Origin of the sequence: Edaphobacter paludis, from assembly GCF_039993895.1 — a bacterium.
GTDB lineage: Bacteria > Acidobacteriota > Terriglobia > Terriglobales > Acidobacteriaceae > Edaphobacter > Edaphobacter paludis.
In genome coordinates this window covers 3,693,476-3,718,065 of the sequence record NZ_CP121194.1, presented here as the reverse complement: position 1 = coordinate 3,718,065, position 24,590 = coordinate 3,693,476, and the positions used below count along the sequence as shown (strand labels likewise).

The 24,590-nt window shown below is 57.3% G+C and carries 21 protein-coding genes and 1 tRNA gene; 11 read left to right on the top strand and 11 right to left on the bottom strand.

Annotated elements, in window-relative coordinates:
• Positions 1-32: 32 nt before the first annotated feature.
• Positions 33-794 carry a hypothetical protein gene (locus tag P4G45_RS15455; RefSeq protein WP_348267372.1) on the bottom strand — a complete coding sequence of 254 codons (762 nt, stop codon included), beginning with the start codon at positions 792-794 and terminating at the stop codon, positions 33-35.
• Between the two features lie 383 nt (positions 795-1,177).
• Between P4G45_RS15455 and P4G45_RS15450 the strand changes: the two genes are divergently transcribed.
• From P4G45_RS15450 to P4G45_RS15405, 10 genes are all read left to right on the top strand, one after another.
• A complete protein-coding gene (locus P4G45_RS15450; RefSeq protein WP_348267371.1) occupies positions 1,178-2,545 on the top strand; it encodes an excinuclease ABC subunit C in 1,368 nt (455 codons plus the stop codon).
• Positions 2,546-2,721: 176 nt separating this feature from the next.
• Positions 2,722-3,396 carry a ribulose-phosphate 3-epimerase gene (rpe, locus tag P4G45_RS15445; protein ID WP_348267370.1) on the top strand — a complete coding sequence of 225 codons (675 nt, stop codon included), beginning with the start codon at positions 2,722-2,724 and terminating at the stop codon, positions 3,394-3,396.
• A 91-nt stretch (positions 3,397-3,487) separates the two neighbouring features.
• On the top strand, positions 3,488-5,218 hold the full coding sequence (locus P4G45_RS15440; protein WP_348267369.1) for an outer membrane protein assembly factor BamD: 1,731 nt from the start codon (positions 3,488-3,490) through the stop codon (positions 5,216-5,218).
• 246 nt (positions 5,219-5,464) lie between these two features.
• Positions 5,465-5,569, top strand: a complete 105-nt coding sequence (locus tag P4G45_RS15435) for a translocated intimin receptor Tir (RefSeq protein WP_348267368.1) — start codon at positions 5,465-5,467, stop codon at positions 5,567-5,569.
• A 37-nt stretch (positions 5,570-5,606) separates the two neighbouring features.
• The gene (locus P4G45_RS15430; protein WP_348267367.1) at positions 5,607-6,896 is read left to right on the top strand and encodes a GRP family sugar transporter; all 1,290 of its coding nucleotides are present in this window, start codon (positions 5,607-5,609) and stop codon (positions 6,894-6,896) included.
• Between the two features lie 122 nt (positions 6,897-7,018).
• A complete protein-coding gene (locus P4G45_RS15425) occupies positions 7,019-8,041 on the top strand; it encodes a LacI family DNA-binding transcriptional regulator (RefSeq protein ID WP_348267366.1) in 1,023 nt (340 codons plus the stop codon).
• 95 nt (positions 8,042-8,136) lie between these two features.
• On the top strand, positions 8,137-8,997 hold the full coding sequence (locus tag P4G45_RS15420) for an inositol oxygenase family protein (RefSeq protein ID WP_348267365.1): 861 nt from the start codon (positions 8,137-8,139) through the stop codon (positions 8,995-8,997).
• A 109-nt stretch (positions 8,998-9,106) separates the two neighbouring features.
• A complete protein-coding gene (locus P4G45_RS15415) occupies positions 9,107-9,874 on the top strand; it encodes a 5-deoxy-glucuronate isomerase (protein ID WP_348267364.1) in 768 nt (255 codons plus the stop codon).
• Positions 9,875-10,269: 395 nt separating this feature from the next.
• The gene (locus P4G45_RS15410; RefSeq protein WP_348267363.1) at positions 10,270-13,731 is read left to right on the top strand and encodes a TonB-dependent receptor; all 3,462 of its coding nucleotides are present in this window, start codon (positions 10,270-10,272) and stop codon (positions 13,729-13,731) included.
• Between the two features lie 149 nt (positions 13,732-13,880).
• Positions 13,881-15,035 carry a phosphatidylinositol-specific phospholipase C1-like protein gene (locus P4G45_RS15405; protein ID WP_348267362.1) on the top strand — a complete coding sequence of 385 codons (1,155 nt, stop codon included), beginning with the start codon at positions 13,881-13,883 and terminating at the stop codon, positions 15,033-15,035.
• A 14-nt stretch (positions 15,036-15,049) separates the two neighbouring features.
• Here the strand turns inward: P4G45_RS15405 and P4G45_RS15400 are convergent, their stop codons facing one another.
• The 6 genes from P4G45_RS15400 to purS form a co-directional block, all read right to left on the bottom strand.
• On the bottom strand, positions 15,050-16,606 hold the full coding sequence (locus P4G45_RS15400) for a CehA/McbA family metallohydrolase (RefSeq protein ID WP_348267361.1): 1,557 nt from the start codon (positions 16,604-16,606) through the stop codon (positions 15,050-15,052).
• A gap of 56 nt (positions 16,607-16,662) precedes the next feature.
• A complete protein-coding gene (locus P4G45_RS15395) occupies positions 16,663-17,241 on the bottom strand; it encodes a cob(I)yrinic acid a,c-diamide adenosyltransferase (RefSeq protein WP_348267360.1) in 579 nt (192 codons plus the stop codon).
• Between the two features lie 37 nt (positions 17,242-17,278).
• The gene (hemG, locus tag P4G45_RS15390) at positions 17,279-18,661 is read right to left on the bottom strand and encodes a protoporphyrinogen oxidase (RefSeq protein WP_348267359.1); all 1,383 of its coding nucleotides are present in this window, start codon (positions 18,659-18,661) and stop codon (positions 17,279-17,281) included.
• A gap of 60 nt (positions 18,662-18,721) precedes the next feature.
• The gene (gene hemH, locus P4G45_RS15385; protein WP_348267358.1) at positions 18,722-19,738 is read right to left on the bottom strand and encodes a ferrochelatase; all 1,017 of its coding nucleotides are present in this window, start codon (positions 19,736-19,738) and stop codon (positions 18,722-18,724) included.
• Positions 19,735-20,835 (bottom strand): uroporphyrinogen decarboxylase, encoded by a 1,101-nt coding sequence (hemE, locus tag P4G45_RS15380; protein ID WP_348267357.1) that lies wholly within the window; start codon positions 20,833-20,835, stop codon positions 19,735-19,737. The genes hemH and hemE overlap by 4 nt, the downstream gene beginning before the upstream one ends.
• 98 nt (positions 20,836-20,933) lie before the next feature.
• Complete coding sequence (purS, locus tag P4G45_RS15375; protein WP_348267356.1) at positions 20,934-21,179, bottom strand: phosphoribosylformylglycinamidine synthase subunit PurS; 246 nt, start codon at positions 21,177-21,179, stop codon at positions 20,934-20,936.
• Positions 21,180-21,305: 126 nt separating this feature from the next.
• On the opposite strand from purS, the gene P4G45_RS15370 reads away from it, so the two are divergent.
• Entirely contained in the window at positions 21,306-21,863 is a 558-nt protein-coding gene (locus P4G45_RS15370; protein WP_348267355.1) for an inorganic diphosphatase, read from the top strand.
• A gap of 100 nt (positions 21,864-21,963) precedes the next feature.
• Here the strand turns inward: P4G45_RS15370 and P4G45_RS15365 are convergent.
• From P4G45_RS15365 to P4G45_RS15350, 4 genes are all read right to left on the bottom strand, one after another.
• Positions 21,964-22,039: transfer RNA gene (locus tag P4G45_RS15365), tRNA-Arg, on the bottom strand.
• A 75-nt stretch (positions 22,040-22,114) separates the two neighbouring features.
• Complete coding sequence (locus tag P4G45_RS15360; RefSeq protein ID WP_348267354.1) at positions 22,115-22,735, bottom strand: hypothetical protein; 621 nt, start codon at positions 22,733-22,735, stop codon at positions 22,115-22,117.
• A complete protein-coding gene (locus P4G45_RS15355) occupies positions 22,725-23,810 on the bottom strand; it encodes an alpha/beta fold hydrolase (RefSeq protein ID WP_348267353.1) in 1,086 nt (361 codons plus the stop codon). The genes P4G45_RS15360 and P4G45_RS15355 overlap by 11 nt, the downstream gene beginning before the upstream one ends.
• On the bottom strand, positions 23,810-24,571 hold the full coding sequence (locus P4G45_RS15350) for a DUF72 domain-containing protein (protein WP_348267352.1): 762 nt from the start codon (positions 24,569-24,571) through the stop codon (positions 23,810-23,812). The genes P4G45_RS15355 and P4G45_RS15350 overlap by 1 nt, the downstream gene beginning before the upstream one ends.
• Positions 24,572-24,590 lie beyond the last annotated feature (19 nt).

Here is a 24,590-nt window from a genome sequence, read left to right as displayed (position 1 = left end):
AAAGGAAATAAATCAGTGGTTTCGCCATAGTCTTATTGAAGTTGTCTTATTCGATTAGATTTCACCATATCCCCCTTCTTTTCTGATAATTCTAAGGAGAGGTGAATCATGAACGCTTTTACAGACAGCAGAATATCGCGAGTCTGGTCTGATCCATACTTTCCTGCAATGTGCATCGTGTCATCTCGCCACGCTTCCTTTACGGCGCGCAAAAGCGCCGATGCGTTACTCAAGAATCGCAATCGAGCTTTTCTAGATGCGCTTTTCTTAACCTTTGATCTGAGGACTTTATCAATCTGGTCGAGATACGTCATCCAACTCGGGGAGTAGCGGACACGTACTCTCTTCGCTAAGCAGCATAAAGCTACCTCCATTGCCCGCATCAGGTGATAAATGGTCGCATCGAATCGGTCACACGCAAAACACTTACACGCTTCCGCTATATCGTGAGAGGCACTAGGAAAGCAAACAGCTACGCTTTCTCCAAACGGATTTTGGACTTCAAAGAAGTCCGCTGTCTCCGGCCTAAGTTGATAAAACGAACGCCGGGCAAGTTGGTCATCCACTCTGTTTTGCAGTTCGGTCAAGCCGCTAGCTACTTGTTCTATTGTTGGCTTGGAGGCGAACATCTTTATCAGCCGATTCATCTGATCCTCGGCGGAATCTAATAAAAGGACGTGGAAACTATCCCTCAGCTCCGTAAACGCGCCCGATGAAACCGCCTCTTGAAAGATTTCATCGGGGACGACCAGATGCATTCTTTCGGAACGATCTGATCGGAACTGTTCTGCCATCGTTTCGATCCATGATATTTTTCGCGCTATCGTGACGAAATCGTGAGCGTTAAATTTCAGCAAGTCGAATAGGGGACACCACCCCGGAGTGACGACGGACAATCATCGCACACCCCGCCCGTGATTCCTCAAGTATGGTGTGTCCAAAGTCTCGCTATACCTCATTCTGCGCCGCTAGCTAGACAGCCTTGCGCTGGAAGGTTGTCTTCTTCGTATTGGCGAAAGATTTTCGCGGAAATTTCGGCAACTTCGCTTGACCGGAAGCTGTTGTGCAAATGAACGTTTCTGCGGCGACGCGATCTGGCTGAAACGCATGTGATGGCGTTCACGGCAAATGTGAGGATGAAGAGCCGTGAACGGCTGGAAGAATCTACAATCCGAGTGTGGGATTGACCTTCCATTTCGACCATATCGTACCCTTTGAGCCAGAGCGCGCCGAAGAGATTCTGCGTGCGGTTCCTGCGCTTCCCGGGGTCTTTGCGTTATGTGGCGCGCGAGAGGGCGATGAGCCTTATCTGACGCGCACGGCGGACTTGCGGCGGCGCATGCGGCGGCTGCTCGATCCTCCGGAGTCGCAGTCGAAGCGACTGAATCTGCGGGAGAAGGTGGCGCGGATCGAGTATTGCGTTACCGGATCGGAGTTTGAGTCGTCGCTGGTGCTGTATCAGGCGGCGGTAGCTTTGTTCGGCTATACGGAGGCTCGGCGCAGGCTGAAGCTGCATACTCCTTATTTTTTGCGGTTGACGATGGAGAATGCGTATCCGCGGGTGTACTCGACCAACCGTCTCAGCAAGCGTGGGCTGCCACATCTGTATGGGCCGTTTCCTTCGCGTGCGGCTGCGGAACGGTACTGCGATGCGGTGCTCGATCTCTTTAAGCTGCGCCGGTGCTGGGAGGACCTGGAGCCATATCCGGGACATCCCGGGTGCGTCTATGGCGAGATGAAGAAGTGCATGGAGCCCTGCAAGCAGGCTTGCACACCGGAGGAGTATGCGGCGGAGGCGCGGGCGGTGGAGGCGTTCTTCGACACGCACGGCGAGAGCAGGCTGGCGGTGATCGAGCAGGAGCGCGAACAGGCTTCGGCGGAGATGGAGTTTGAGAAGGCGGCGGCGCTGCATGGTCTGTGGCAGAAGGTAAAGGCCGCGGCGGCGCTGGCGGACGAGATGGTGCAGCCGATTCCGAAGCTGCGAGCGTTGATCGTGCAGGCAGCCGCCGAGGATAGAGAGCGGCCGGAGCAGGCAGCGCTGTTTTTGCTGGAGGGTGGATGCATTGCCGGGCCGGAGCGGCTTTCGACACTGGGGGTAAGGGCGGTGAAGGAGCAGACGAGCGTGGGCAGCTCATTGTTTGCGCAGCCATTGATGTTGCAGGCGGTGCCGCTGGAGGGAGAGGCGGGTACGCCTGCGGACTCGCCTGAGGTGAGGGCTGCGGCGGTGCTGGCAGTGCTTGAGGCCAGGGTGGGGAAAGTGAACGATCTGGCGCTGTTGAGCGATCATCTGTCGCTGTTCAAGCGGTGGTATTACAGGCCGGAGAAGCAGCGGACGGGCGAGGTGTTTCTGCCGAACGCCGATGGAGGCTGGCCGATGCGGCGAATTCTGCGTGGAGCCGCGAGAGCGGCGCTGGGCGAGCCGAAGAAGATGGCGGAGACGCAGCGGGAGGCCGCGAAGGGCGCGAAGACGAAGATTCTGCATGAAGGCAGGCCTGACGTCGAGCGGGTGGTTGTGGTGGCTGATAAGAGAGAGAAGCTCGATTAGTGTTGTCGCGGTAGGCGGGATCGAGCTACGGCAGGGCATTTCGGTTTTCCTTCGACCAAAGGCAATACAGGGGTCTCTCCACTTCGCTTCGGTGGGATGATGTGAATTTTGAAGGGCGAAGAGAAGCAGCCAAGTTTGGCGGCGCTGGTAAACTTGCTGGCAGGGGTGAATTTCACTTGATTGAACTGGCATTTTCGATACTGGCGTCGGACTTCGCGCATCTGGCCGATGAAGTAGCAGCGGCGGAGCGCGGTGGTGGGACGATCGTCCACGTGGACGTGATGGATGGGCATTTTGTGCCGAATATTACGTTCGGTCCGCCCATGGTCAAGGCGCTGCGTCCGGTGACAAAGCTGCCGCTGGACTGCCATCTGATGGTCGAGAATCCCGATGCGTTTATTCCGGCGTTTGCCGAGGCCGGAGCGGACATGCTGAGCGTGCAGCAGGAGGTTTGCCGACACCTGCACCGAACGCTCCAGTTGATTGAGCAGCATGGGATGCTGCCCGGTGTCGTGATAAATCCGGGGACGCCAGTAGATACGCTGATCGAAGTGCTTCCGATGGTGCATTATGTGCTGGTGATGAGTGTGAATCCGGGATTTGGCGGGCAGAAGTTTCTGCCGCTTGCGCTCGAGAAGATCGCGTATCTGGCCGAGTTGCGGGAGGAAATGGGATTGAATTTCCGCATCGAGGTGGACGGTGGCGTTGCTCACGATACGGTGGGTAGCGTGGTCGAAGCAGGAGCGGATATGCTGGTTGCCGGCTCGGCCATCTTCAGCCCTGGCAGGACGGAGCAGAACGCGCAGGAGTTTTTGAAGACTGCACGTGCCGCCGCGTCCGACGAGAAGTAGCCAAGTTCTCCGAGGACAACGCGGGCAGGAAAGACTAGAATGGAAGCCAGCCTGTGCGCCGATGCGCGAGGCTTATGGGGTACACGGCAGGATGAGTGAGCGTTCCTTTTTTCCAAGTTTGAAGGCCAGTGCGCTGGCCGGCGTGGCAGTAGCGGTTTTGCTGACGTCTTCGATGATAGCTGGGGCACAGGTGACGGGCTCGTCGCAGACGACGACCGATGCCAATGGACAGCAGCAGGAGAGCGTCACGCTGTCGACTTCCGGCAAGAAGCACAAGGAGAAAAAGGAAAAGGTGATCCAGTCGAAGGACACCAAGAAAGAGATGCGGAAGGAGAAGACCCTCACCCCCATCGCCGAACAGGATGCCAAGCTGCCCGATAAGGAGCTTTACGACAAGGCTGTTCTGGCAACCAAAAAGGGTCACTTCGACGTAGCGCGGCTGGATCTGCAGACGTTGCTGAATACTTATCCCGATTCACAGTTTCAGATGCGGGCAAAGCTGGCGATTGCCGAGAGCTGGTACAAAGAGGGCGGCACGGCTGCGTTGATGCAGGCCGAGAGCGAGTACAAGGACTTTATTACCTTCTTCCCGAACGCTCCTGAGGCAGCCGAGGCGCAGATGCGTGTGGGCGATATCTACTTCCGGCAGATGGACAAGCCCGACCGGGACTACACGAAAGCCACTCATGCTGAGGAAGAGTACCGGTTGATGCTGCAACAGTTCCCGGAGTCGTCGCTGGTGCCACAGGCCAAGCAGCGGCTGCGCGAGGTGCAGGAGGTGCTGGCTGCGCGCGAGGCGGAGATCGGCGACTTCTATGCCACCCACAATAACTGGCCGGCGACGATTGCGCGGCTGCAGACTGTGGTGGATACGTATCCCGAGTACAGCCACATGGATGATGTGCTGGTAGGGCTGGGGGATGCTTACGAGGCGGAGGCGCGGTATGTCCGCTCGATCCGGTTGCCGGAGGCGGCGAAGGCTCGGCTGGAACATATCTATGACGACCAGGCGGCGGATGCGTACCGCAAGGTAGTGCTGGAGCACTCGGCCTCGCCGCACGTAGAAGACGCGCGAGACCGGCTGGCGGCGATGGACCTGCCGATTCCGAAGCCTACGGCTGAGCAGGTGGCGGCGAGCGAGGCGTTGGAGAACAGCCGTTCGGGATACAACCTGAAGGACAGGGCGATGCTGCTGGTGATGCATAGGCCGGACACGGTGATGGCGGCCCATGTGGGCGATCCGTCGCTGAGCGACCCGAAGCCGACGCTGGCTCCCGATGTTACGCGGAAGATTATTTCGGACTTCAATACCTCCATGCATCCGGAGACGGCGGCGAAGACGACAGCGGCAAAGCCCGCATCGGCGACGACGACGGCGGAAGCACCGGCTGAGGCTGCGCCTGCGGCACCTGCGGCTCCTCTGGCGTTCCATGATGTGCCTACGGCGACGAGCGGTGTCGATAATGGCTCGGCGGTGCAGACAAGCGTTCCGGGAGCGACGAGCACGACGAGCGATACGTCGTCCGGAGCGGCTACGAATTCGATGGGTGTTGAGATTGTCTCGCCTTCGTCGGCTACTCCAAAAGACAGCGGCACGAATGGGTTGAAGGCTGTGGGGCCGGAAAACACTGCGCCTCTCCCTCCGGTGGAGAAGGCTGGCGATGCTCCGGACGCGGTGAATGACGTGAAGCCGGGCACCGAGCCGGCGGCACAGGCTCCGAATCCGAAGGGCAAGAAGACGAATCCTGGGTTCGACAAGTCGGATGAATCGTCTAGCAAGCACAAGAAGAAGAAGGGGCTTGATAAGCTCAATCCGTTCTAGGCTCAAACGAAACGAATCTCAGAAGGCCCTGGGAATCTCCGGGGCTTTTTTGCGAGGGTCGGGATCGCCTCAGCCGGTGGTGAACTGTTGACAGGCCTTTGCGGCGGCATGTACGGTTGCTGCAACGTAACCGCTTACTAGGGCAGCCATTACACGGTAGACAATGCAGGGGTCTCTTCAACTGCGCTCAGAGTTCGGTCGAGATGATGTGCGGTTGTGCGTAAGGGAAGCTTTCGGGAGGTTGAGATGGATTTTCTGCGTGGCGTGAGGACGATTGTCACAGACAGTCATTTTCTGGTGCCGTTTTTTGTGCTGATCGCGGGGATTGCCCTTCTGGTCGCCTTGCACTAATTCTTAAGAATTGCTCGTTTCGAGCGTGGAGAAAATTGTGGGAAGCGCGGTTACCAATCGGCAGAAAGAGGGGATGTCGCTGCATCGCCTGGGCGTGGTTTGCGGGCTGACAGCGGGCGTCTGGCTGGGGGCCGCAGAGGCACCAACGAAGCTGGTGAACGCGGGTTTCTCTCCGTTTGCGATTTCGTTGTGCATGGTGGCGGGAGTGTTTACGGCGCGGTGGACCTTTCCGACGCTGCTGAAGGGCACGAGCTATGTCTTCGCTGATCTTTTTGATAAGAAGCATTTAATTGTGTGGGCACTGCTGGCGGGGGCGCTTTGGGCGGTGGCGAATACGCTGACGGTGTTTGCGATTCGCGACGTCGGACTGGCGGTGGCGTTTCCGCTTTGGAATACGAATTCACTGATTGGACTTCTGTGGGGACGGCTGCTATTCCGTGAGCTGGAAGGGGCCAGCGCAAAGAACATTGGCAAGGTGGTATTGGGAACGGTGGCCATTGTGTCTGCGGCGGTGATGCTGGGTTTCAGTACGCTGCACGGAGGGACGGCCACGACCCACCATGCCGTGGGCGGCATACTGGCGGCGGCTGGGGCGAGTTTGATGTGGGGGACGATGTATGTTCCATACCGGAAGGCTTACTTGAGCGGTATGAACCCGCTGTCGTTTGTTACGGCCTTTACGGTGGGCGAGCTGAGTACGGTGTTTGCGCTGACGCTGGCGCTGGATGGCGGTCTGCATTCGCCTTCGTTTCAGTTGTTCCACCTGAGAGGAATGGTGTTCTGGCTGTTTCTCGGCGGGTTCGTATGGGTGATCGGCGATTTGTTTCAGCAGTTTGCTACGAAGTACGTCGGGATTGGGCGGGGAATTCCGCTCTCGAATACGAATCAGCTCTGGGGACTGGCGTGGGGCGCGCTGGTGTTTGGTGAACTGGCGGCGGCGGACCATCGCCATAAGCTGCTGGTGGTGACGGGGTCGGTAGTGATGATTCTGGGAGCGTTGGCGATCAGTACGGCGGTGGCGTCATCGAAGGAGCAGACCTCGACCAATGAGGCGGTGCTGCGGGAGTGTGAGCGATATGGGCTCGATTACAACCGCACGTTGATGGCGATGGCCGGCGATGAGTTTGGCACGCGAAACGAACGGCGGCGGTGGTGGGACTACGCGATTATTGCTGCCGCTACGGGAGTGTTCATCTGGCTTGGAGTGCGGGCGGTGGTTCCTCCGCTGGCGATGAATGTTCGCTGGATTGCTGCGCTGGGTGGAGTTTTGCTGCTGAGTCTGGTGGCGGGGACCTGGAGTTTGTGGCGGCGGACACGGTTCTCGTAGTTTGCACCAGGCAACGGAATGGCAGGTCCGCTCGCTTCGCAGAAGGATGACAGCAAAGGCAGAGGCAACGGAGATGATTGAGTTTGGGTATGCTTCAGATGCGGGTAGTTTGAGGAGCGGACATGGCTGTAAGACTGAAAGATATTGCGCGTGATCTTGGTGTGTCTGTCGTAACTGTGTCGAAGGTGTTGCGGGGCAATACCGATATAGGAGAAGAGACGCGGCGGCGGGTGCTGAAGCGAATGAAGGAGTTGAACTATCAGCCCAACATGATGGCGCGCGGGCTGGCCAGCGGACGCACTTACACGGTGGGGTTGGTAGTGCCGGACCTGGTGCATCCATTTTTTGCCGAGTTTGCCAAATCGCTGAGCGGAGTACTGCGGACGAGTAAGCGCGCGCTGATTCTGGCTTCGTCGGAGGAAGACCCCGAGGTAGAGCAGCAGGAGATCCGAACGTTGCTGAGCCGGGGGATCGATGTTCTGCTGATTGCTTCGTGCCAGGCGAGCCTGCGCAACTTCTATGAGCTGGGCGATGTGCGGACCCCCTATTTGCTCTTTGATCGGAACTTTCCCCATCTGGCGGCGCATTTTGTGGGAACGGACGATGTGAAAGTTGGCGAGATGGCCACTCGGCATTTGATCGAGATTGGCCGAAAGCGGATTGCCCATATCGGCGGGAAGAACACCAGCCCGTCCTTTGATCGCTTACGTGGTTACCGGGGTGTCATGGCGGAACATGGCCTGGCCGTACCGGAGAGTTATGTGCTGGTACGGGAACGCGTTGAAGAGGCGGGAGATGCCGCAGGGTTTCAGGCGATGCAGGAGTTGCTGCGGCTGGATCCGCGGCCTGATGCGGTGTTCTGCTACAACGACTTGACGGCCATTGGCGCGATGGAAGCGACCCTGCGGGCGGGCCTGAGGGTGCCCGAGGATATTGCCTTTATCGGCTGCGGAAACCTCCGCTATGCGGATTATCTGCGGGTCCCGCTGAGCTCGATCGACCATGGGACGGCGGAACTGGGACGGATCGCGGGAGAGTTTGCCCTCGATCTATGTTCGAACCCGGAGCAACCGCCGCGCAGTGTTCTGCTGGAATCGACTTTGGTGGTGCGGCAGTCGACGGTCGGCGCTGCCGCTGTGAAATAGGGCGAAGTATGTCACTTGCCATGGTGGCATTTCAAGGTCTAGTATAGTTAGCGGTAACGCGAGCCGTGAATTTTCGCGCCGAAGGAGAAATTCCGATGGCAACGACAGTAACTTCGACAGATGCCCCACTGAAGGACATGGATGAGTGGGATGAGTTTTTGACTGGACGCTACCAGGAAGGCAAGAGCCAGGAGCAGTTCCGGCAGTATGACGAAGAGGCGACTCCCGGGGTCGCAGAGTTTTATCGCCTGAACCACCAGTACCAGACCTACGACTACGTGATGGCGAAGGAGAAGCAATACTTTGGCCTCGACAAGGGCGAGAAGAGCATCTGGGAGGCGGCCGAGTTTCTCAACACGCTGGTCGATGACAGCGATCCGGATACGGACCTGACCCAGATTGAACATCTGTTGCAGACCTCGGAGGCGATCCGCAAGGACGGGCATCCGCGATGGTTTGTGTTGACCGGGTTTATTCACGACCTGGGCAAGGTGCTATGCCTGTGGGGCGAGCCTCAGTGGGGCGTAGTAGGTGATACGTTCCCCGTCGGTTGCGCTTACTCCGACCAGATCGTTTTTCCGCAGTACTTCAAGGCGAATCCCGATATCAACAATCCGCTGTACCAGACGAAGTACGGCATCTACGAGCCGAACTGTGGGCTGAGCAAGGTGCACATGTCGTTTGGACATGACGGCTATATCGGTGAGGTGATGAAGAATTACATGCCGGAAGAGTCGCTGTACATGCTGCGATATCACTCGTTCTACTCGGCGCACCGGCATGGAGCTTACCGGCACCTGATGAGCGATCACGATGTCGAGATGCTGGAGTGGGTGAACAAGTTCAACGTATATGACCTGTACTCGAAGGGACATACGAAGCCAAATTTGAAGGAGCTGAAGCCCTACTACGACGATCTGTTTGCCGAGTTCTTTCCGGCGAAGATTGCCTGGTAGCGGACGGCCTTCCAAGAGTTTCCACTGAGCAGCCCCGAGATTGCGAGAGCTTTTTCGGGGCTATTTTTTTTGATCTGATACGAGGCGAAAGCCGGACAGGGAGAGGCAAATGTCGAAGCGTTTAATCCGCGGTACAGCGGAGTTGCAGGGGCGGAATATCTTCATTCATCCGGGCAATAGTTCGATGCGTGAGATGAGCTATGGTCGGATTCGGCTCGGTGCAGAGTTGCGGCGTGTGAGCTTTACCAATGAGGGGCAGGAGACGGGACTGGTCTGCCTGAGTGGTATGGCAACGGTCACGGTAGGGGAGGAGCGGTTTGCGCTGCAGGCTAAAGACTCGCTGTATGTTTCGAAGGGGCTGCCGGTTACGGTTGAGACTTCGGGGGAGGTTGATCTGGTGGAGTGCTCTGCCGGGGTGGACGGGGAGTATCCTGTGCAGTTCGTCCCATATGCTAGCGTGCGGGCAGATGAGAAGCTGCACTTCGTTGCGGGCAACGAGAGTTCGAAGCGTGAGATCAATATTATGCTGGGGACCAATGTAAAGGCGGGGCGGCTGGTGGTGGGGGTAACGAGTTCTCTGCCGGGCAACTGGACGAGCTGGCCTCCGCATGAGCATGCGGCGATGCTCGAAGAGATCTATGTCTTCTTTGATATGCCGGAGCCTGCATTTGGTCTGCAACTGGTTTATACGGACGGGATCACGGCGGCCGACGTGGAGGTGGTGCGCGATGGCGACGCGGTGTTGTTGCCCGAAGGCTATCATCCGAATGTGGCGATTCCGGGTAGTACGCTGAATTTTGTGTGGATTATGGCTGCGCATCGCGAGGTGGTGGATCGCCAGTGGGGCGTGGTGACGGTCGACGCTCGATTCGCTTAAGCAGTGCTGTCCTAGTCACGTTCAGGCTGGTTTGAGATGGCCCCAGAGCTAACGGCCGCCGATGTTTATGGGGGCGTCACTGGTTGTTTACCTTGAATTCATAGAAGGACAGCATGATGATGCTGTGCCTTTCGTGGTCCTGTTTTTCTGGTCGTTTCCGTTTTCGCTAAATATTGGAGTTCAATTTATGTAAACCCTTTGCATACAGCGTCATGCACTATGCATAGGGTAATTTACGTTAGCGGTGCCGTTAGCGACTTTTTGATTGACAGGCACACTTGGGGATGCGTAGTGTTCTTTGCGTCCGTACATACAGCAGAGTTGTGAAGCGCAAATGCGGATGATGCCGCCGCGCTGTATCAAGTGAAGTTCAATTTTTCGAGGGGACAGTTCAGATGATGCAAAACATACAAGCGGGAAAAGCCGCTCATTCAGAGGCCTTGATTGCTGGTCCCGGATTCGCATGGCTGCGTTTGGTGCTGGCGATTCTGCTGCTTCTGCCGGCGCTTCAATGCTACGGGCAGTTCGAGTCGGCCTCGGTGCTGGGTTATGTCAGGGACACGACGAACGCTGCAATCCCCAACAGCACGGTGACGCTTACCAATGTTGCGACGAGCATCAAGCAGACGGCGACGACGGATGCAGATGGCCGCTATGAATTTTCGAGTGTGCCCATCGGACGTTATCGCGTCGCTACGGAAGCTACTGGCTTCCAGCGGTCGGAGACGGAGCCTTTTACTCTGACGACGGCCTCTCGTCAGCGCGTCGATGTTGCATTGAAGCCGGGATCGGTGACGGAGGCGGTGACGGTATCGGCCGCACCGTCGGTGCTGGAGACGGAGACGAGTTCTCGCGGTCAGGTCGTCGGCACGCGGGAGATTGAGAATCTACCACTCAACGGCCGGTCGTATGCCGATCTTGCGCTGCTTGCTCCGGGTGTGCGGAAGTCGTTTCTGGAGAACCAGTCCACGACAAGCCGCGAAGCATCGTTCAACGTGAATGGGCAGCGAAGCGCGTTCAACAACTTCCTGCTGGATGGTTTGGACAACAACTCTTACGGGACGTCGAACCAGGGATTTGCGAACGAAAATATTCCTCCATCGCCGGATGCGGTCTCGGAGTTTCGGCTGGAGACGGACAACTACAGCGCGGAGTATGGTCGGGCATCCGGTGCGGTGATTAACGCAAGTATTCGCCGCGGAACGAATCAGTTTCATGGGCGCGCCTGGGACTATAACCGCAATACTGTATTCAATGCCATTGGGCCGTTCGCGCCTGCCTCGGGAGTGAAGCCCAGCTTCATCCGCAATCAATTTGGTGGCACCTTCGGAGGCCCAATCTGGCGCGACCACACGTTCTTCTTTATGGACTATGAAGGCGTTCGTCAAATTGCGCTCTCGTACGGAACTGCGACCTTGCCGACGACGGAGCAGCGCGTTGGCACCTTCCTGCTGCACAATGCCAACGGTTCGACCTCACCTATTCCTTTGCAGAATCCGATTACTGGAAAGGTCTATGCCGACGGAGTTATTCCTACGGCAGATCAGACGCCATTCGCGCGGGCTGTGATGGCGGCGCTGCCGCAGGCAAACAATGGGGCTACGCTGAATACTGCCGCGGCGTATGCCAATAACTTCTCTGCATTTCCTCGCGGCACCATTAATGATGACAAGGGCGATATTCGTATCGACCATACCTTTAACCAGAAACTCAGTATCTTTGGCGTATACAGCCAGCATCAGACGGCCATCTTCGATCCGCCGACGTTTGGCGGAGCAGCTGGTGGCAATGCAAATGCCAATGTCCATCTCTACAATCGCCAGATTGCTCTTGGTACGACATGGGTGGTTACACCGGCGTCGCTATTGGATTTCCGCATTGGCATCGGCCACAACGAAGGCGGTAAGTCGCCCTATGGCCTTGGCAACCCAAGCCTGCTGACGGCGAATGGAATCACGGATGGAATTCCGACCGATCCTATTATCGTGCGCAGCCTGAATGCGCAGAGCGTTACAGGGTTCTCGCAGTTCGGAACCCAGTCGGCGAGTCCTCAGTTCCAGAACCCTTCTGTTCTGAACCCGAAGGTGAACTACACGCTGGTCCACGGCAAGCAATCGATGAAGCTCGGCTATGAGTACCAGGCGATCAACACACAGATCAATGACTACAACCCGAGCTATGGACAGGATAATTACGCTGGACAGTATTCCACTGCTCCAAACACTCCAGCGGACGCCTTTGGCCAACTACAGGAAGCGCACAACCTCGCGGACTTTCTATTAGGGAACCGCAGCTCTTATTCACTTACTAACTTCTTTATCGCCTCTGTGCGTCAGCGGATGAACTTCATGTACTTTCAGGACGACATCAAGCTGATGCCGAACCTGACGATCAACGCGGGCGTGCGTTACGAACTGGCGACCCCGCAGTATGAAGCGCACAACAAGCTGGCTAACTTCGATCCGACGACCAAATCGTTGATTCAGGCAAAGGACGGTTCGATTTACAACCGTGCTCTCGTCAACATGCCGTTAACTAACGTTGGGCCGCGTTTCGGACTCTCCTATAGTGCGACACCGAATACGGTCATTCGTTCAGGCTATGGAATCAGCTATACGCAGTTCAATCGCGCGGGCGGAGAGAACAACCTCACTTACAATGGTCCTAATGTTGTGAACGCAACGATCAACAACTTTGCGCCGAGCCCGACAACGCTCTGCCAGAATGACACGCAGGACCAGACGAAATGCTTCCGGCAGACGCAGCAAGGCTATTCGGTCAACCTGACTGCTCCTTCTGCATTCAATCCGGCGTTGGTGACGTCGCGCTACATACCGAAGAACACCAAGACCGGATATGTGCAGAGCTACCATCTTTCGATACAGCATCAGCTTCCTGGCCAAGTTGTAATGGATGTGGCATATGTCGGCAACGCAGGCAGACATCTTCAGATTCTTGCAGACTACAACCAGGCATCAATATGCACTCAAGCATTGGCGACGAACTGCAAAGCTTCCCTGGCGTCTCGGCGTCCTGTCTCAACCTTTGGCGATATCGAGATTGCGTACGGCGGGGGAACCTCGAACTACAACGCGTTGCAGTTCAAGGTCGAGAAGCGCTACGGCAATGGTTTGTATCTTCTGAACTCCTTTACGTGGGGTCGCACCTTTGACTTGTCCGCCGGGCACCTGGAGACGAGCAACGGCGATAACTCGCGTGTGAACTTTGCCAATCCAAGCAGCGATTATGGCCGGTCGAACTATGACCAGCCGCTGAATAACACCACTGCCGTCATCTACGATCTGCCGTATGGACGCGGCCGTCACTTCGGGGGCAGTTCCTCGTATTTGATGGACGCCCTGCTGGGTGGGTGGCAGGTAACTCTTATCAACAGCATGACCAGTGGTCTTCCGACGAATCTCAATTACTCCAACAGCACATCAACTGGCACGAATGTGACCGATCTTTATACATATAGGCCGAATGTGATCGGAAATCCGGTAGCTCCATCATCGAATCGTACGAAGACAAAGACCGCTCTTACGGGCTACCTGTTGAAGTCGACCGGGCCGGGAGTTGCTGGCGCTTATGTTCCTACTACGGGTAATCCTTTCGGCAATGCGCAACGCAATATGGTGATGTCGCCGGCTTTCTATCAGGCGGACCTCGGCCTGCATAAAGCGTTTCCGCTCTGGAGAGAGGGTTCAACCTTTGACTTCCGTGCTGAGGCGTTCAACGTTCTCAACAAGGTCAACTACCAGGCGCCGGACGGGAATGTCAGTAATTCGACCTATGGTTCCATCACGTCTGCCTTTCCTGCGCGTCAGCTACAGTTAGCCGCTAAGATTATCTTTTAGTGGAGCTCAAGACGCGTCGAAGTTACCCAAGTACGGCAACTACACGGCGCTGAGTCCTCTCGATCAGCGCCGTGTGGTTGTTTCAATCCGCCTCAGCGATAGGCTGGGCTCGTTGAACAATAAAATTCAGATTGGAACACGGGACAATTATGACCATCAGTAAGGTAACCGGAATCTCCTTAGCCTTGGCGCTTTTCGCCATGGGTGGATCAGCGTTGGCACAGCAAATGACGGCAGCCCAGCAGGACCAGCGAGTCCACGTGAATGAGATTCAGGTGATTGGTTCGCATAACAGCTATCACGCGGGCTTTCCGCCGAGCGCAAGAAAGCTGATGGAGATGAAGAATCCCAAGGGACTACACGGCCTCGACTATCAGCATGCTCCGCTGGCCGATCAACTATCGGGCGGGGTGCGGCAGATAGAGATCGACGTATACGCCGATACCAAGGGAGGCCGCTACGCGCATCCGGCAATTCTGAACATGGTGGCAAAGGCGGGATTGCCGGCGGACCCGGAGTTCGATCCTCATCATGTGATGGACAAGCCCGGATTCAAGGTGCTGCACGTGCAGGATATCGATGTGCGCAGCACCTGTATGACGCTGATTGCCTGCCTTACTGATGTTCGTAGCTGGTCGAAGCAACATCCTCAGCATCTTCCAATTTTTATTTTGATTGAGACGAAAGAAGGAAAGCCTGAGCTTCCAACGTCAACGACTCCGGAGCCATTTACTGCGCCTGTGTTCGATGCCCTGGATAAGGAGATCCGATCGGTCTTCAAGCCGAAGGAGATGATTACGCCGGATGATGTGCGGGGCAATTCGGCAACTCTGGTAGAAGCTGTGCACGCAGGCAAATGGCCAACTCTGGCCGAGGCTCGCGGCAAGGTCATCTTTCTGATGGACCAGAGACATGTGGAACCTATCTATACCGAAGGGCATCCATCGCTGCGTGGGCGAGTGCTCTTTACGAATGCTGAGCCGGGCGCTCCCGATGCGGCGTTCACGGAAGAAAATGACGGTTCTCTTGCAGAGATTGATGCGCTCGTGAAGCAGGGCTATCTTGTGCGGACGCGTTCGGATGAGAGCACGGATCAGGCGCGCACGGATGATACGACGAGACGCGATCTTGCGCTTTCAAGTGGCGCGCAGATGATCAGCACGGACTATCCGGCGTCGGAGCCTTCGCGGTGGACGAAGTATGTTGTTGAGCTTCCCAATGGCCTTGTAGCGAGATGCAACCCCGTGACAAAACCTGCTGGCTGCGTGGATAAATTGTTGGCGCCTCCTATCAGCGCACGCTGACAGGAGGCTTGCTATTATCGTTTGGCGAAATTCAAGTAAACAGGATTTCCCACAATGAGAAGAGCACCACTCTGTGACCGGATGTTCACACGGAGCCAATGTCTCTTTCCATCGCTTTGATAGTCGAAATCTCTTGTTTCTTCGCTCTGCTTTATTGCTGAGGCATCCAGTAACGTGCTTGGCTGGCCATCCAGAATAACCTCCGGGTGGTCGCCAGCGAGCGCGATCATCTTGAGCGTGAAGTGTACTTGCTGGCCTGCGGGAGATTGAATTTCATCTCCCATGGATGCCGCGCCCGTGGTCGTCTTCGCTGTGAATTCGATGATCCGATCTTTTGAACCCTCAGCATCGACAAAGACGTGTCCCGCGCGAATCGCATCGAGGATGGCGTTCTCGGATAAGTTATCCGCATAGATCACTGTTGTGGGATGACCGATGGCTGAAGAAGTTTGAGCTTTGATATCTGCGTTGTGATTGTCGCTGCCACCGAGCGCAGTAAGTCGAAAGCCATTGTTCAACTGCTGCTGCCATAGCGGGATTCCGGAGTGCGGCCCGCCTGCGGCCCCTCCGTTGATCACTTCAATGGCAGTTACTCTGCTGAAGTCAGTATCGGGAACTGTCCAGCCACAGCCCATACAGGATTCGCCGGACGGGATGCCGGGATGGTTGATGGAAAGTATGCCGTGCAGGCTTTGAACTTCGTCAAGTAGACGATTGAAGTTGGGGACGTGCGGACTGGTCAAACGAAAATCGATGAAGTCCGTGGGCCCGAATACGTTGGCGTGTCCCTGGAAAGTAGTGATCTCGCGTCCGGGGATCAGGAGCAGACGATCGAAGTAGGGTTGTAGCTCGCGCATATCGTCATACTGCGAGATGGTGTTGTGGTCGCTGATGGCGATGAAGTCGAGGCCCCGGTCCGCTGCGGTCTCGACGGTCTTATAGAGAGGGCAGGGAACTTTCTTGCCGGACTGGCTGAGGCATGAGCCGTCGCTGTGTGCGTCGTGCATGTGCAGGTCGCCGCGATACCATGCTGGGCCGCTACGCAAAGGAGCCTCGCTAAAGGTGGAAACGGCTGGCCTGTCTCCGGCGCGCGAGAAATGGATCTTCGCTTCGTACTCGGAACGCACGCCTTCTCTGATGCTGGGAACTCCCAGTATCAACTTCCACTTTCCTGGACGTATAGGACCGGGAAGATAGGATGGGGTTGCGTCGGTGGCGGAGACGGTAAAGGTCGACTTATTGCCTCCACTCCATCCGCGAAAGTGTTCGCCGTCGAACATGCCCAGGTCGATGGCGGTGTGCTTATCGCGCTCGGTATAAGAGAACTTCACTGTCACGCGAGTTACATCTTTGGGTACTTCAAACGGAACCTCAACGTAGGTCTGGCGATTGGCATAGGTGATGGTCCCGTGCAGATCCAGGTCGGAAGAACTCTTCTGCGCGAAGCAGGTGGAGGAAGCTCCGCCGGCGATGAGAAAGATTATGACGGCAAGGGTCACAAGCCGGGCAGGTAAGCAGGAGGAATTTTGTTGCAGATTCGGCTTCGGACATCCAGAGGAAAATAGTGTCATGAAAGCCATTATGGCAGGCGGCCGCAGACGGATGATAAACCGGGAACCTTATTTTCTTATTTCCATGCGCGAGACCATTGGGGCCCCTCGGTCTCACCGGTGCGGAGGCGAGCGTCGATGCCGGCGGTTAATTCGATCAACCGACCGAAGAGCCAGATGAGGTCGGAGAGCCGGTTGAGGTAGGCGATGATCTCAGGCGCGACCTCCACGCCGCTCTCCGCGAGCCGGACGGCGTTGCGCTCGGCGCGGCGGCACACGGTGCGAGCAATTTCGTAGGCTGCCGATTCAGTGTGCGCTCCGGGCAGCGACCAATCGGAGAGGATGCCTTCGGTTGCTTCGATCTGATGAACGAGTTTTGTCAGCGCATCGACATCGTCGAGTGAGATGACAGGAGCATTCTTCCGGTTCTCGGGAGGCGTAGCGAGCGCACCCCCCACACGGAAGAGCGTCCGCTGAATATCTTCGGTCCAGGCACAGATTTCCTTGTGGTGGCAGATGCTGCGGGCGAAGCCGAGCACCGTATTCAACTCATCGACGGAGCCGTAAGCCTCTACACGCAGGTCTGCTTTGGAGACGCGTACCCCGCCGGCCAGACCCGTCTGTCCGCTATCACCATGGGTTGTTGCGATGCTCATCGGTTGCTCCTTTTATGCGACGGGTTATGCGCTCCGGTTATGCGATCTGGCGCGCAGCAGTCCGAGCGTCTCTGATTAAATCGGGTAGCCCGACGCCGCGATATCCATTGCCCAGCAACGATAATCCAGGGATCTTCAGCAGCCGCTCATCCAGTTCCTTCATCCGCTCGATATGGCCGACGGCGTACTGCGGAAGGCTCTTTGGCCAACGCCGGACCACAGTGACCTGCGGTTCAGGCAGTGGGCCGAGGATAGGTGCCAGTTCGAGCCGCGCCACGGAGGCAACTTCATCATTTCCGCAGCGCATCAAGCGCTCGGCGGCGTCTCCGCCGAAGAAGGCGCGAACCAGCTTCCCATTCTTCGGCACGCGGCTTGCAAACTTTTGATCCACGAAGGTACACGCCAGCAGGCGGCTCCCGGAATCCTGGGGCACAAGAAAGCCGAAGCCCGGGGGAGTGGAAAACTCTGTAGCTTCTGGAAATCCAAAGGCTACGATGACTGCGGAGCTTGCATCCATCTCCATGAGTTCTGCGGCACGCGCATCGGTCGGCTGTAGCAGCGTGCGCGCTACATGTACGGGCGCAGCTATAAGGATGGCATCGAATGCTTCCTGAGTACTGGACGTCTTTACGTTCCAGCTATCGCCGTCGCGCGCGATGGAATGGATTGCGGTTCCCAGGTGAATCCAAGCCTTCGGAATAGCTGCGATCATACGATCCACGAGCGTTCCCAATCCACTCTGGAGCGTGGTGAATACTGCATCCTCATTGCTTTCTTTTGCAGCGGCACGAATCTGCATCGCGGAGATCAAGCTTCCGTGCTCGCGCTCCATCGCGACGAAGGGAGCCATGACCGCATTTACGCTCAGCTTCGCCACGTCTCCGCCAAAGACACCGCGCAGCAACGGTGCGCCGATTTTTTCAAGTACCTCGGTGCCAAAATGCCGCTGCACAAACTCCGCAACGCTCTCGTCTTGTTGGGGTGGACTGGCCTTTAGTTCTGCTGCTCGATTTACCTCATCGTGGTAAGCCCGCTTGGCCTCTGCGCTGAATAAGTCTGAATGGTCGAGAGCAGCGAGATTGGACGGGACCATCATCCTCATTCCGTCCGGCATCGCTTTGAGCTGGCGGTCCATCAGGACATAGGTCTTCCGCGTCGCATCGTTAGACGGCATGATCTCATCGCCCAGGCCGAGTTCTTCTGCAAGCTCACGAGCCCAGGGTTTTTCTGTCACCCAGGCATCAGGGCCGCACTCGATGACGAAGCCGCCTTCGCGCACGGTTTCGACAATCCCTCCCAGCCGCGGCGAGGCCTCGAAGAGCGTCGCTTCTACTGCGACTCCGCTGCTCGCCAGGCGCGACAACTCATACGCGGCCGTCAACCCTGCGATGCCACCCCCGACGATCGCTATTCGTTTCATCCAGTCTCCAAATAAGAATGCGGAGAGCCAGACCTCCGCGTCCGCTCCGCCTACGAAAGCCTAAACCGGCGCTAAAACAGTTGCTTCATCGCCATCGGCGATATATTGGCCCGATGCGATCTCCGCCAACGCCTTTATCAGTACGTCCGAATCGTTCAGGCTCTCTGCTCGCCACAGCTTCAGGCCAAGCTCACGCGCTTTTTCGGCAAAGGCAATGTCGATGTCGTACAGGATCTCGACGTGGTCGCAGAGAAATCCAATCGGCTGCATCACGACGCCGACATGACCTGCTTCCTTGATGGCCTTCAGCGTGTCTTCTACCGTTGGGCCAATCCATGGTCCGCCGCTGACGCCCTGACTCTGGAAGGCGAAGTACCAGTCATCATTCCCAAGCCCGACGACGGCCAGACGCTGGGCCACTAGCTCCGCCGTACGCTTGGCTTCCACCGGATAGGTATCTGGAGAGGATTGAACCGGAGTTCCACTTGTCATGATCGTTCGGCAGGGAACGCTGTGCGCTGTAAACAACACCGGAACCCGCCGCCCCGACTGCGCACATGCCAGCGCCCATACCGGCCACAGACGTTCGGCAAATGCCTGCGCCAACAGTGGATGTTCAGCCCATCCGGCGACAAAATCCACCTCCATCCCAGCAGAGGCGGCCAGAACAGCTTTGCGATAGAGCCCAACGCTTGTTCGCGAGTTTTGCGGAGCGAGGCAAATCGCCTTGATGTGGGTTACACCATCGAGCCGCATCCGCGCGACAGTCTCCGCGATATACGGATGCCAGTTTCGCATTCCCACATAAACTCTGGTGTCGGAATCCCCCAGCCGATCCAGGGCACGCTCGAGCAGATGCGCTTGAATGAGAGTCCACCTGGTCAGCGGCGGAGCCAGCGTTCCCGGCGTCTCGCCGAGGCCGATCTCTCGATACCGATGCTGCAACTCTTCCACAACTTCCTGCGGAAGCGCCCGCCCACCCGTCACTTTGTTGAGATATTCGGCCATCTCGCCGAGCACGTCCGGGGTTCCGTGCGCAAGCAGCAGAACAGCGCTTCGGCCTGTCTTTTCGATCATTGCGCTCCGTACTCCTTTACCCACTCGATGACCTTGATGACGTTTTCGACAGGAGTGCCGGGTACGATGCCATGGCCCAGGTTGAAGATGTGTCCGGGACGGCCGCCCGCTGCAGCCAGTACCTCGCGTACTCGATCCTTCAGCACATCTTGGGGGGCAAACAGGGTGATGGGGTCGAGGTTACCCTGCACGGCACAGCCCGCACCGACGGCCTTCCATCCTTCGTCCAGAGGAATGCGCCAGTCGAGCCCGATAACATCGGCTTTCGTCTCGCTCATGGCCGACAGCAGGGAGGCAGTGTCCACGCCAAAATAAATGACCGGAACGCCCAGCGACTGAATTCGCCGGACAAGCTCCGTCACTGAGGGCAGGCAGTAGCGGCGGTAGTCGGTCACGCCCAGGGCGCCAACCCAGCTATCGAATATCTGAATAACGTCGGCTCCGGCCTCGACCTGCTGCTGCGCATAACCGACGAGCACTGTCACCAGTTTTTCCATCAGCATCGGCCAGGCGATGTCGTCTCCGTACATCAGCTTTTTGGTCTCGATGTAATTCCGCGAAGAGCCGCCTTCGATCATGTAACTGGCCAGCGTAAATGGTGCGCCGCAGAAGCCGATGATGCCAAGCTGATCGCCATCCGCCCGCGGGGCAGAGAAGTGAGCGGTTACTTTCTCGATCGCGCGCGCCACATAGCTTAGCTCGTCGATGCGATCGGTACGCAGAGCGCGAACCTGTTCCACGGTACGCACGGGCACATGCACTACTGGTCCCTCGCCGGCGAGGAATTCGAAATCCAACCCCATCGGTGTAAACGGAAGCAGCAGGTCCGCAAAGATAATTGCGGCGTCGACACCCAGACGTTCGGCGGCAGTGATGGTCACTTCAGCGGCGATATCGGGAGTGCGGCAGATGTCCAATAGGGAATGGTGCTTGCGCACCGCCATATATTCGGGCATGTATCGTCCGGCCTGGCGCAGAAGCCAGACTGGGGTGCGGTCGACCGGCTGACGAAGGCATGCGCGGACAAATCTGCTTCCGGCTGTCGCTGTTCCTGTAGGCTGAATCGCCTTTACTTGCTCCACGGACGCAGGGCTCAAAGGGTTCTCCATTGCTATGCTTCTGAGCCTAGCACCAGCCGCCAACCGCTTCCAGCCGCCGCGATCGATTTTGACGCAAAACCGTCAAACCGACGGGTTTAAGGCTCCAGCCGGAAGGTAAACTCTTCGATTACCGGATTGGTCAGCACCTCGCGCGCGATCCGTTCCACCTCGGCCTGCGCCGCGTTCTGATCTATTCCATCTTCCAGAGTCAGCAGGAAGTACTTTCCCTGCCGCACGTCAGCAATTCCGCGATATTCCATTCGCCGCAGTGCATCCGCGACTGTCTGCCCCTGGGCATCCAGTACCGTTCGTTTCAGCGTGACATAGACATGAGCCTTCATTCTGCCTGATTATAGACAAGGTACCGCTTTCCTTCCTAAAAACGGACAGGAAGCATCGCCCAGGGCAGCTACGATCGCACGCCATACGCCGCAAAATTTCGCACACGAGAAGAGATTCCAGACTTTATGCCGAACTATCTTGAGCTACCCATCGGAGAAAAGGCCCCTGAGGTAATCAATGCCGTTATTGAGATTCCCTCTGAAGGCATCAACAAGTATGAGTATGACAAGAAACTGCATGTCTTCCGGCTAGACCGCAATCTTTACTCGCCCGTCCACTATCCCGGCGACTATGGCTTTATCCCCAGCACGCTCGCGGCCGACGGTGACCCGCTGGACGTGCTGGTGCTTGTCGATACGCCTAGTTTTTCCGGCTGCGTTCAGGAGGTTCGTCCCATCGGCGTGCTTGAAATGCTCGACCAGGGCGTAGCCGATGAGAAGGTTCTCTGCGTGGGCAAAAACAATCCCCGCTATCAGGACGTCTGGAACTACTCCGAGATCTACCCTCATATGCTCAAGGAGATCACGCACTTCTTCGCCATTTACAAGGATCTCGAGGGAAAACGAGTCGAGGTCAAAGGCTGGCGCGATGCCTCTTTTGCCCGCGACAAAGTCCTCGAAGCGCAGCAGGCCTTTATCGACAACAAGGCGAAGACTCACGCCAAAGTTCTTGCTCAAAAGTAATTGAAGTGCAAACGAAGAATTTGAGGGCCGCTGAAATCCTGGCGGCCCACTTTCATCTGCCGCCGGAGTCGTCCGGCCTGCAAAGGTAAAACGCGCGGGGTGGTGAGCGAGGCAGGGCTCGAACCTGCAACCGTCAGCTTAGAAGGCTGATGCTCTATCCATTGAGCTACTCGCCCGTGCACGTCTCAGACTTGATTGTAGCGGGTGGGACGGCGAACCGGAAAAGCCGAGACCGCGAACCGGAAAAACAGTCAGGCGAAGGAGAGATCCTTGCTGCGGACCAGACCCACGACGGCATCGAGTGCGGTGGCCCAGTTCTCTTCAGCAGATTGCGGGTCGTGGCCAAGCGCCTTGATGTAGAGACTGAGTGCGAAGCCCTCCTGTGGGCCGGTAAGGTCGACGAGGGCAGGCCGCAGAACGCAGTCCAGAATCGCATACGGATAGCTGAGTGGAGCTGCGTGCCGGGTGAGGCGATGGAGCAGCTGCTCATGCTGGTGAAACGAGGTGAAGATGGAACGCTCGCGCCAGAGAATGTCGATGTAGCTGACAAAGCCGTGAGAGGCATCGCTGGAGGCGTCATCGAAGATATCGAGGTTGAGGCGGAGCTGTTCCAGCTCGTCCGCATCTTCTTTGGGGCTGAGCCGCCACGCATCGCATTTAGCGGTGAACACAGGCGAACGCGGCGCGTTGAGGGCGCGCAGAGCGTGCATCAACGGGGGATAAAGCTCGGCTTCAGGAAGATGGTCGAGGTCGTAGGGATTTTCGCGCAGGTCGACGAAACGGCGGTTGCCCGTAGGGTCTGAGGGGTCAGACCAGGGAATGACCAGGACGGGATCTTCTGCGGACGATTCGACGGACCATTCAGCGAGCATCAATGTCTATCTTAGCGGCAACGCGTTCAGGAGCGGCTTTACTGTTGGCAAGAATGAAACGGACGAGAGTGTGTTCGGCCCAATAGCCGTCGTATCCCGTGGCCGGGTCAGGCTGCGCGAGGAAGGCGCAGTGCCCACCCTGGGCGGTTTCGAGGAAGGTGATATTCGGGTTCGCGATGATCTTGTCGCGCGTGTCCGGGGCGAGCCGGATGAAGGGATCGTCAAGAGAGTTCAGAATGAGTGTCGGAACGGTGATTTCGTCGATGACGCGAGCTGCAGCTACTCGATAGTAGTAGTCCTCCGCACCCGCGAAGCCCGAATAGAGTGCGATGATGCGCTCATCGAAGTCGCGGAGCGAGCTGATTCCAATGGCGCGGTTCGGATCGAATGCACGAGGAAAGAGGGATGCCTTGCGGCGAAAACGGCGAAGCATCGCCCGGACAAACTTCATCTCGTAGACGCGGTTTTGCAGCAGATGAAGAGCGGCAGACGACGGTGCAAGGTCGATGACCGGGGAGACGCCGACAACGGAACGGAGTTGCGGCGGCGGGTCTTTGCCCAGTTCGCCCGTGAGTTTGAGGACGAGGTTGCCGCCCATGGAGTAGCCGATCAGAGCGATCGATTGCAAATGGTGCAGGTCCACGAAGAAGCGCATGACGGCGTCTACGTCTCCCGAGAGGCCGGAGTGATAGAGCGTTGGGGTAAGCGCCTCGGTCCCACAGCAGTTACGCATGTTCATGCGAACGATATTGCAGCCGGCCTGCCATAGCTTGTCGGAGTTGCCGATGACGTACTGCGATCCGGATGAACCTTCGAGTCCATGCACGATGATGACGGTGGGCCGTGCGGCGCGGACGTCTTCAGGTTGCCAGTGGCAGTGGCAGAGCACCTGGCTGGAGATTTGATGTTCCGTCGCAGGCGAGACTTCGACGAGTTGCTCTTCCGCGGGCGGTAAGCTGTTGGCACGCGGCAGATAGTTGCCGAAGACAGTTTGCAGGTGCCCGCTGCGCAATAAACGCCGGGGATGAAAGTCGGCGGATTGAACGGCATTTTTATTGTGAGTCGCCGGGGCCATCAGTCCTTATCCTCGATAGCAAAGGTGCGGTCAAGGAAGGCCTTGGCATTCAGTGCGCCGGTGGGTTCGTCCTCGTGCTTGAAGTAAGCGTACACATCGCGCTTCTGCGCGAGTGCGGTGAAGCGTTTGGCAAAGGAGTCGAGTTCGACGGTCGAGTAGCCGCCGCTGCGGCGCAAGCGGAAACAGGTGAATCCGGCAGCCGTATGGATCTCCGGCGTAAGCAGGTCTTCGCTTTCTGCGATACAAAGCGCGGCTTCGTGTTGGCGCAGGACGGTATAAATTTCTTCGCTGAACCAGGAGTCATGGCGGAACTCAAACGCTATTCGGAGGGCGTTCGGCGTCTGCAATGCGGGCGTGGTGAGGAATGCCGTGAGCAGTCCACCATCCGCCTTGAAGTTTGGCGGGAGTTGAAAGAGCAGGAGGCCGAGCTTGTTGGCATGCCGAACCGGTTCGAGCGCGGCGATGAACTGGGCCACATCTGCGTCGCAGTCGCGGAGGCGCTTGAAGTGCGTGATGCGCTGCGGGGCCTTGAAGCTGAAGCGGAAGTGGGGAGGAGTGGCCGCGAGCCAACCTTCGAGCATCTTTGCCGTGGGCAATGCGCGGAAGGTGTAATTGACCTCGACCGAGGTGAGTTGAGAGGCGTAAAACTCCAGGAATTTCTTCGCTGCCGTACCGGCAGGATAAAATTCCGGTTTCCAGGTAGGGTAAGCCCAGCCGGAGGTTCCGGCGTAGATGCGAGTTTGGGCTTGGACGGAAACCACGACGGATCGGGAACCAGGA

Coding starts and splice junctions, on each gene's coding strand:
- P4G45_RS15455 (WP_348267372.1), bottom strand. CDS start 794: ATGGCAGAACAGTTCCGATCAGATCGTTCCGAAAGAATGCATCTGGTC.
- P4G45_RS15440 (WP_348267369.1), top strand. CDS start 3,488: ATGAGTGAGCGTTCCTTTTTTCCAAGTTTGAAGGCCAGTGCGCTGGCC.
- P4G45_RS15435 (WP_348267368.1), top strand. CDS start 5,465: ATGGATTTTCTGCGTGGCGTGAGGACGATTGTCACAGACAGTCATTTT.
- P4G45_RS15425 (WP_348267366.1), top strand. CDS start 7,019: ATGGCTGTAAGACTGAAAGATATTGCGCGTGATCTTGGTGTGTCTGTC.
- P4G45_RS15420 (WP_348267365.1), top strand. CDS start 8,137: ATGGCAACGACAGTAACTTCGACAGATGCCCCACTGAAGGACATGGAT.
- P4G45_RS15415 (WP_348267364.1), top strand. CDS start 9,107: ATGTCGAAGCGTTTAATCCGCGGTACAGCGGAGTTGCAGGGGCGGAAT.
- P4G45_RS15410 (WP_348267363.1), top strand. CDS start 10,270: ATGATGCAAAACATACAAGCGGGAAAAGCCGCTCATTCAGAGGCCTTG.
- P4G45_RS15405 (WP_348267362.1), top strand. CDS start 13,881: ATGACCATCAGTAAGGTAACCGGAATCTCCTTAGCCTTGGCGCTTTTC.
- P4G45_RS15400 (WP_348267361.1), bottom strand. CDS start 16,606: ATGACACTATTTTCCTCTGGATGTCCGAAGCCGAATCTGCAACAAAAT.
- P4G45_RS15395 (WP_348267360.1), bottom strand. CDS start 17,241: ATGAGCATCGCAACAACCCATGGTGATAGCGGACAGACGGGTCTGGCC.
- hemG (WP_348267359.1), bottom strand. CDS start 18,661: ATGAAACGAATAGCGATCGTCGGGGGTGGCATCGCAGGGTTGACGGCC.
- hemH (WP_348267358.1), bottom strand. CDS start 19,738: ATGATCGAAAAGACAGGCCGAAGCGCTGTTCTGCTGCTTGCGCACGGA.
- purS (WP_348267356.1), bottom strand. CDS start 21,179: ATGAAGGCTCATGTCTATGTCACGCTGAAACGAACGGTACTGGATGCC.
- P4G45_RS15370 (WP_348267355.1), top strand. CDS start 21,306: ATGCCGAACTATCTTGAGCTACCCATCGGAGAAAAGGCCCCTGAGGTA.
- P4G45_RS15360 (WP_348267354.1), bottom strand. CDS start 22,735: ATGCTCGCTGAATGGTCCGTCGAATCGTCCGCAGAAGATCCCGTCCTG.
- P4G45_RS15355 (WP_348267353.1), bottom strand. CDS start 23,810: ATGGCCCCGGCGACTCACAATAAAAATGCCGTTCAATCCGCCGACTTT.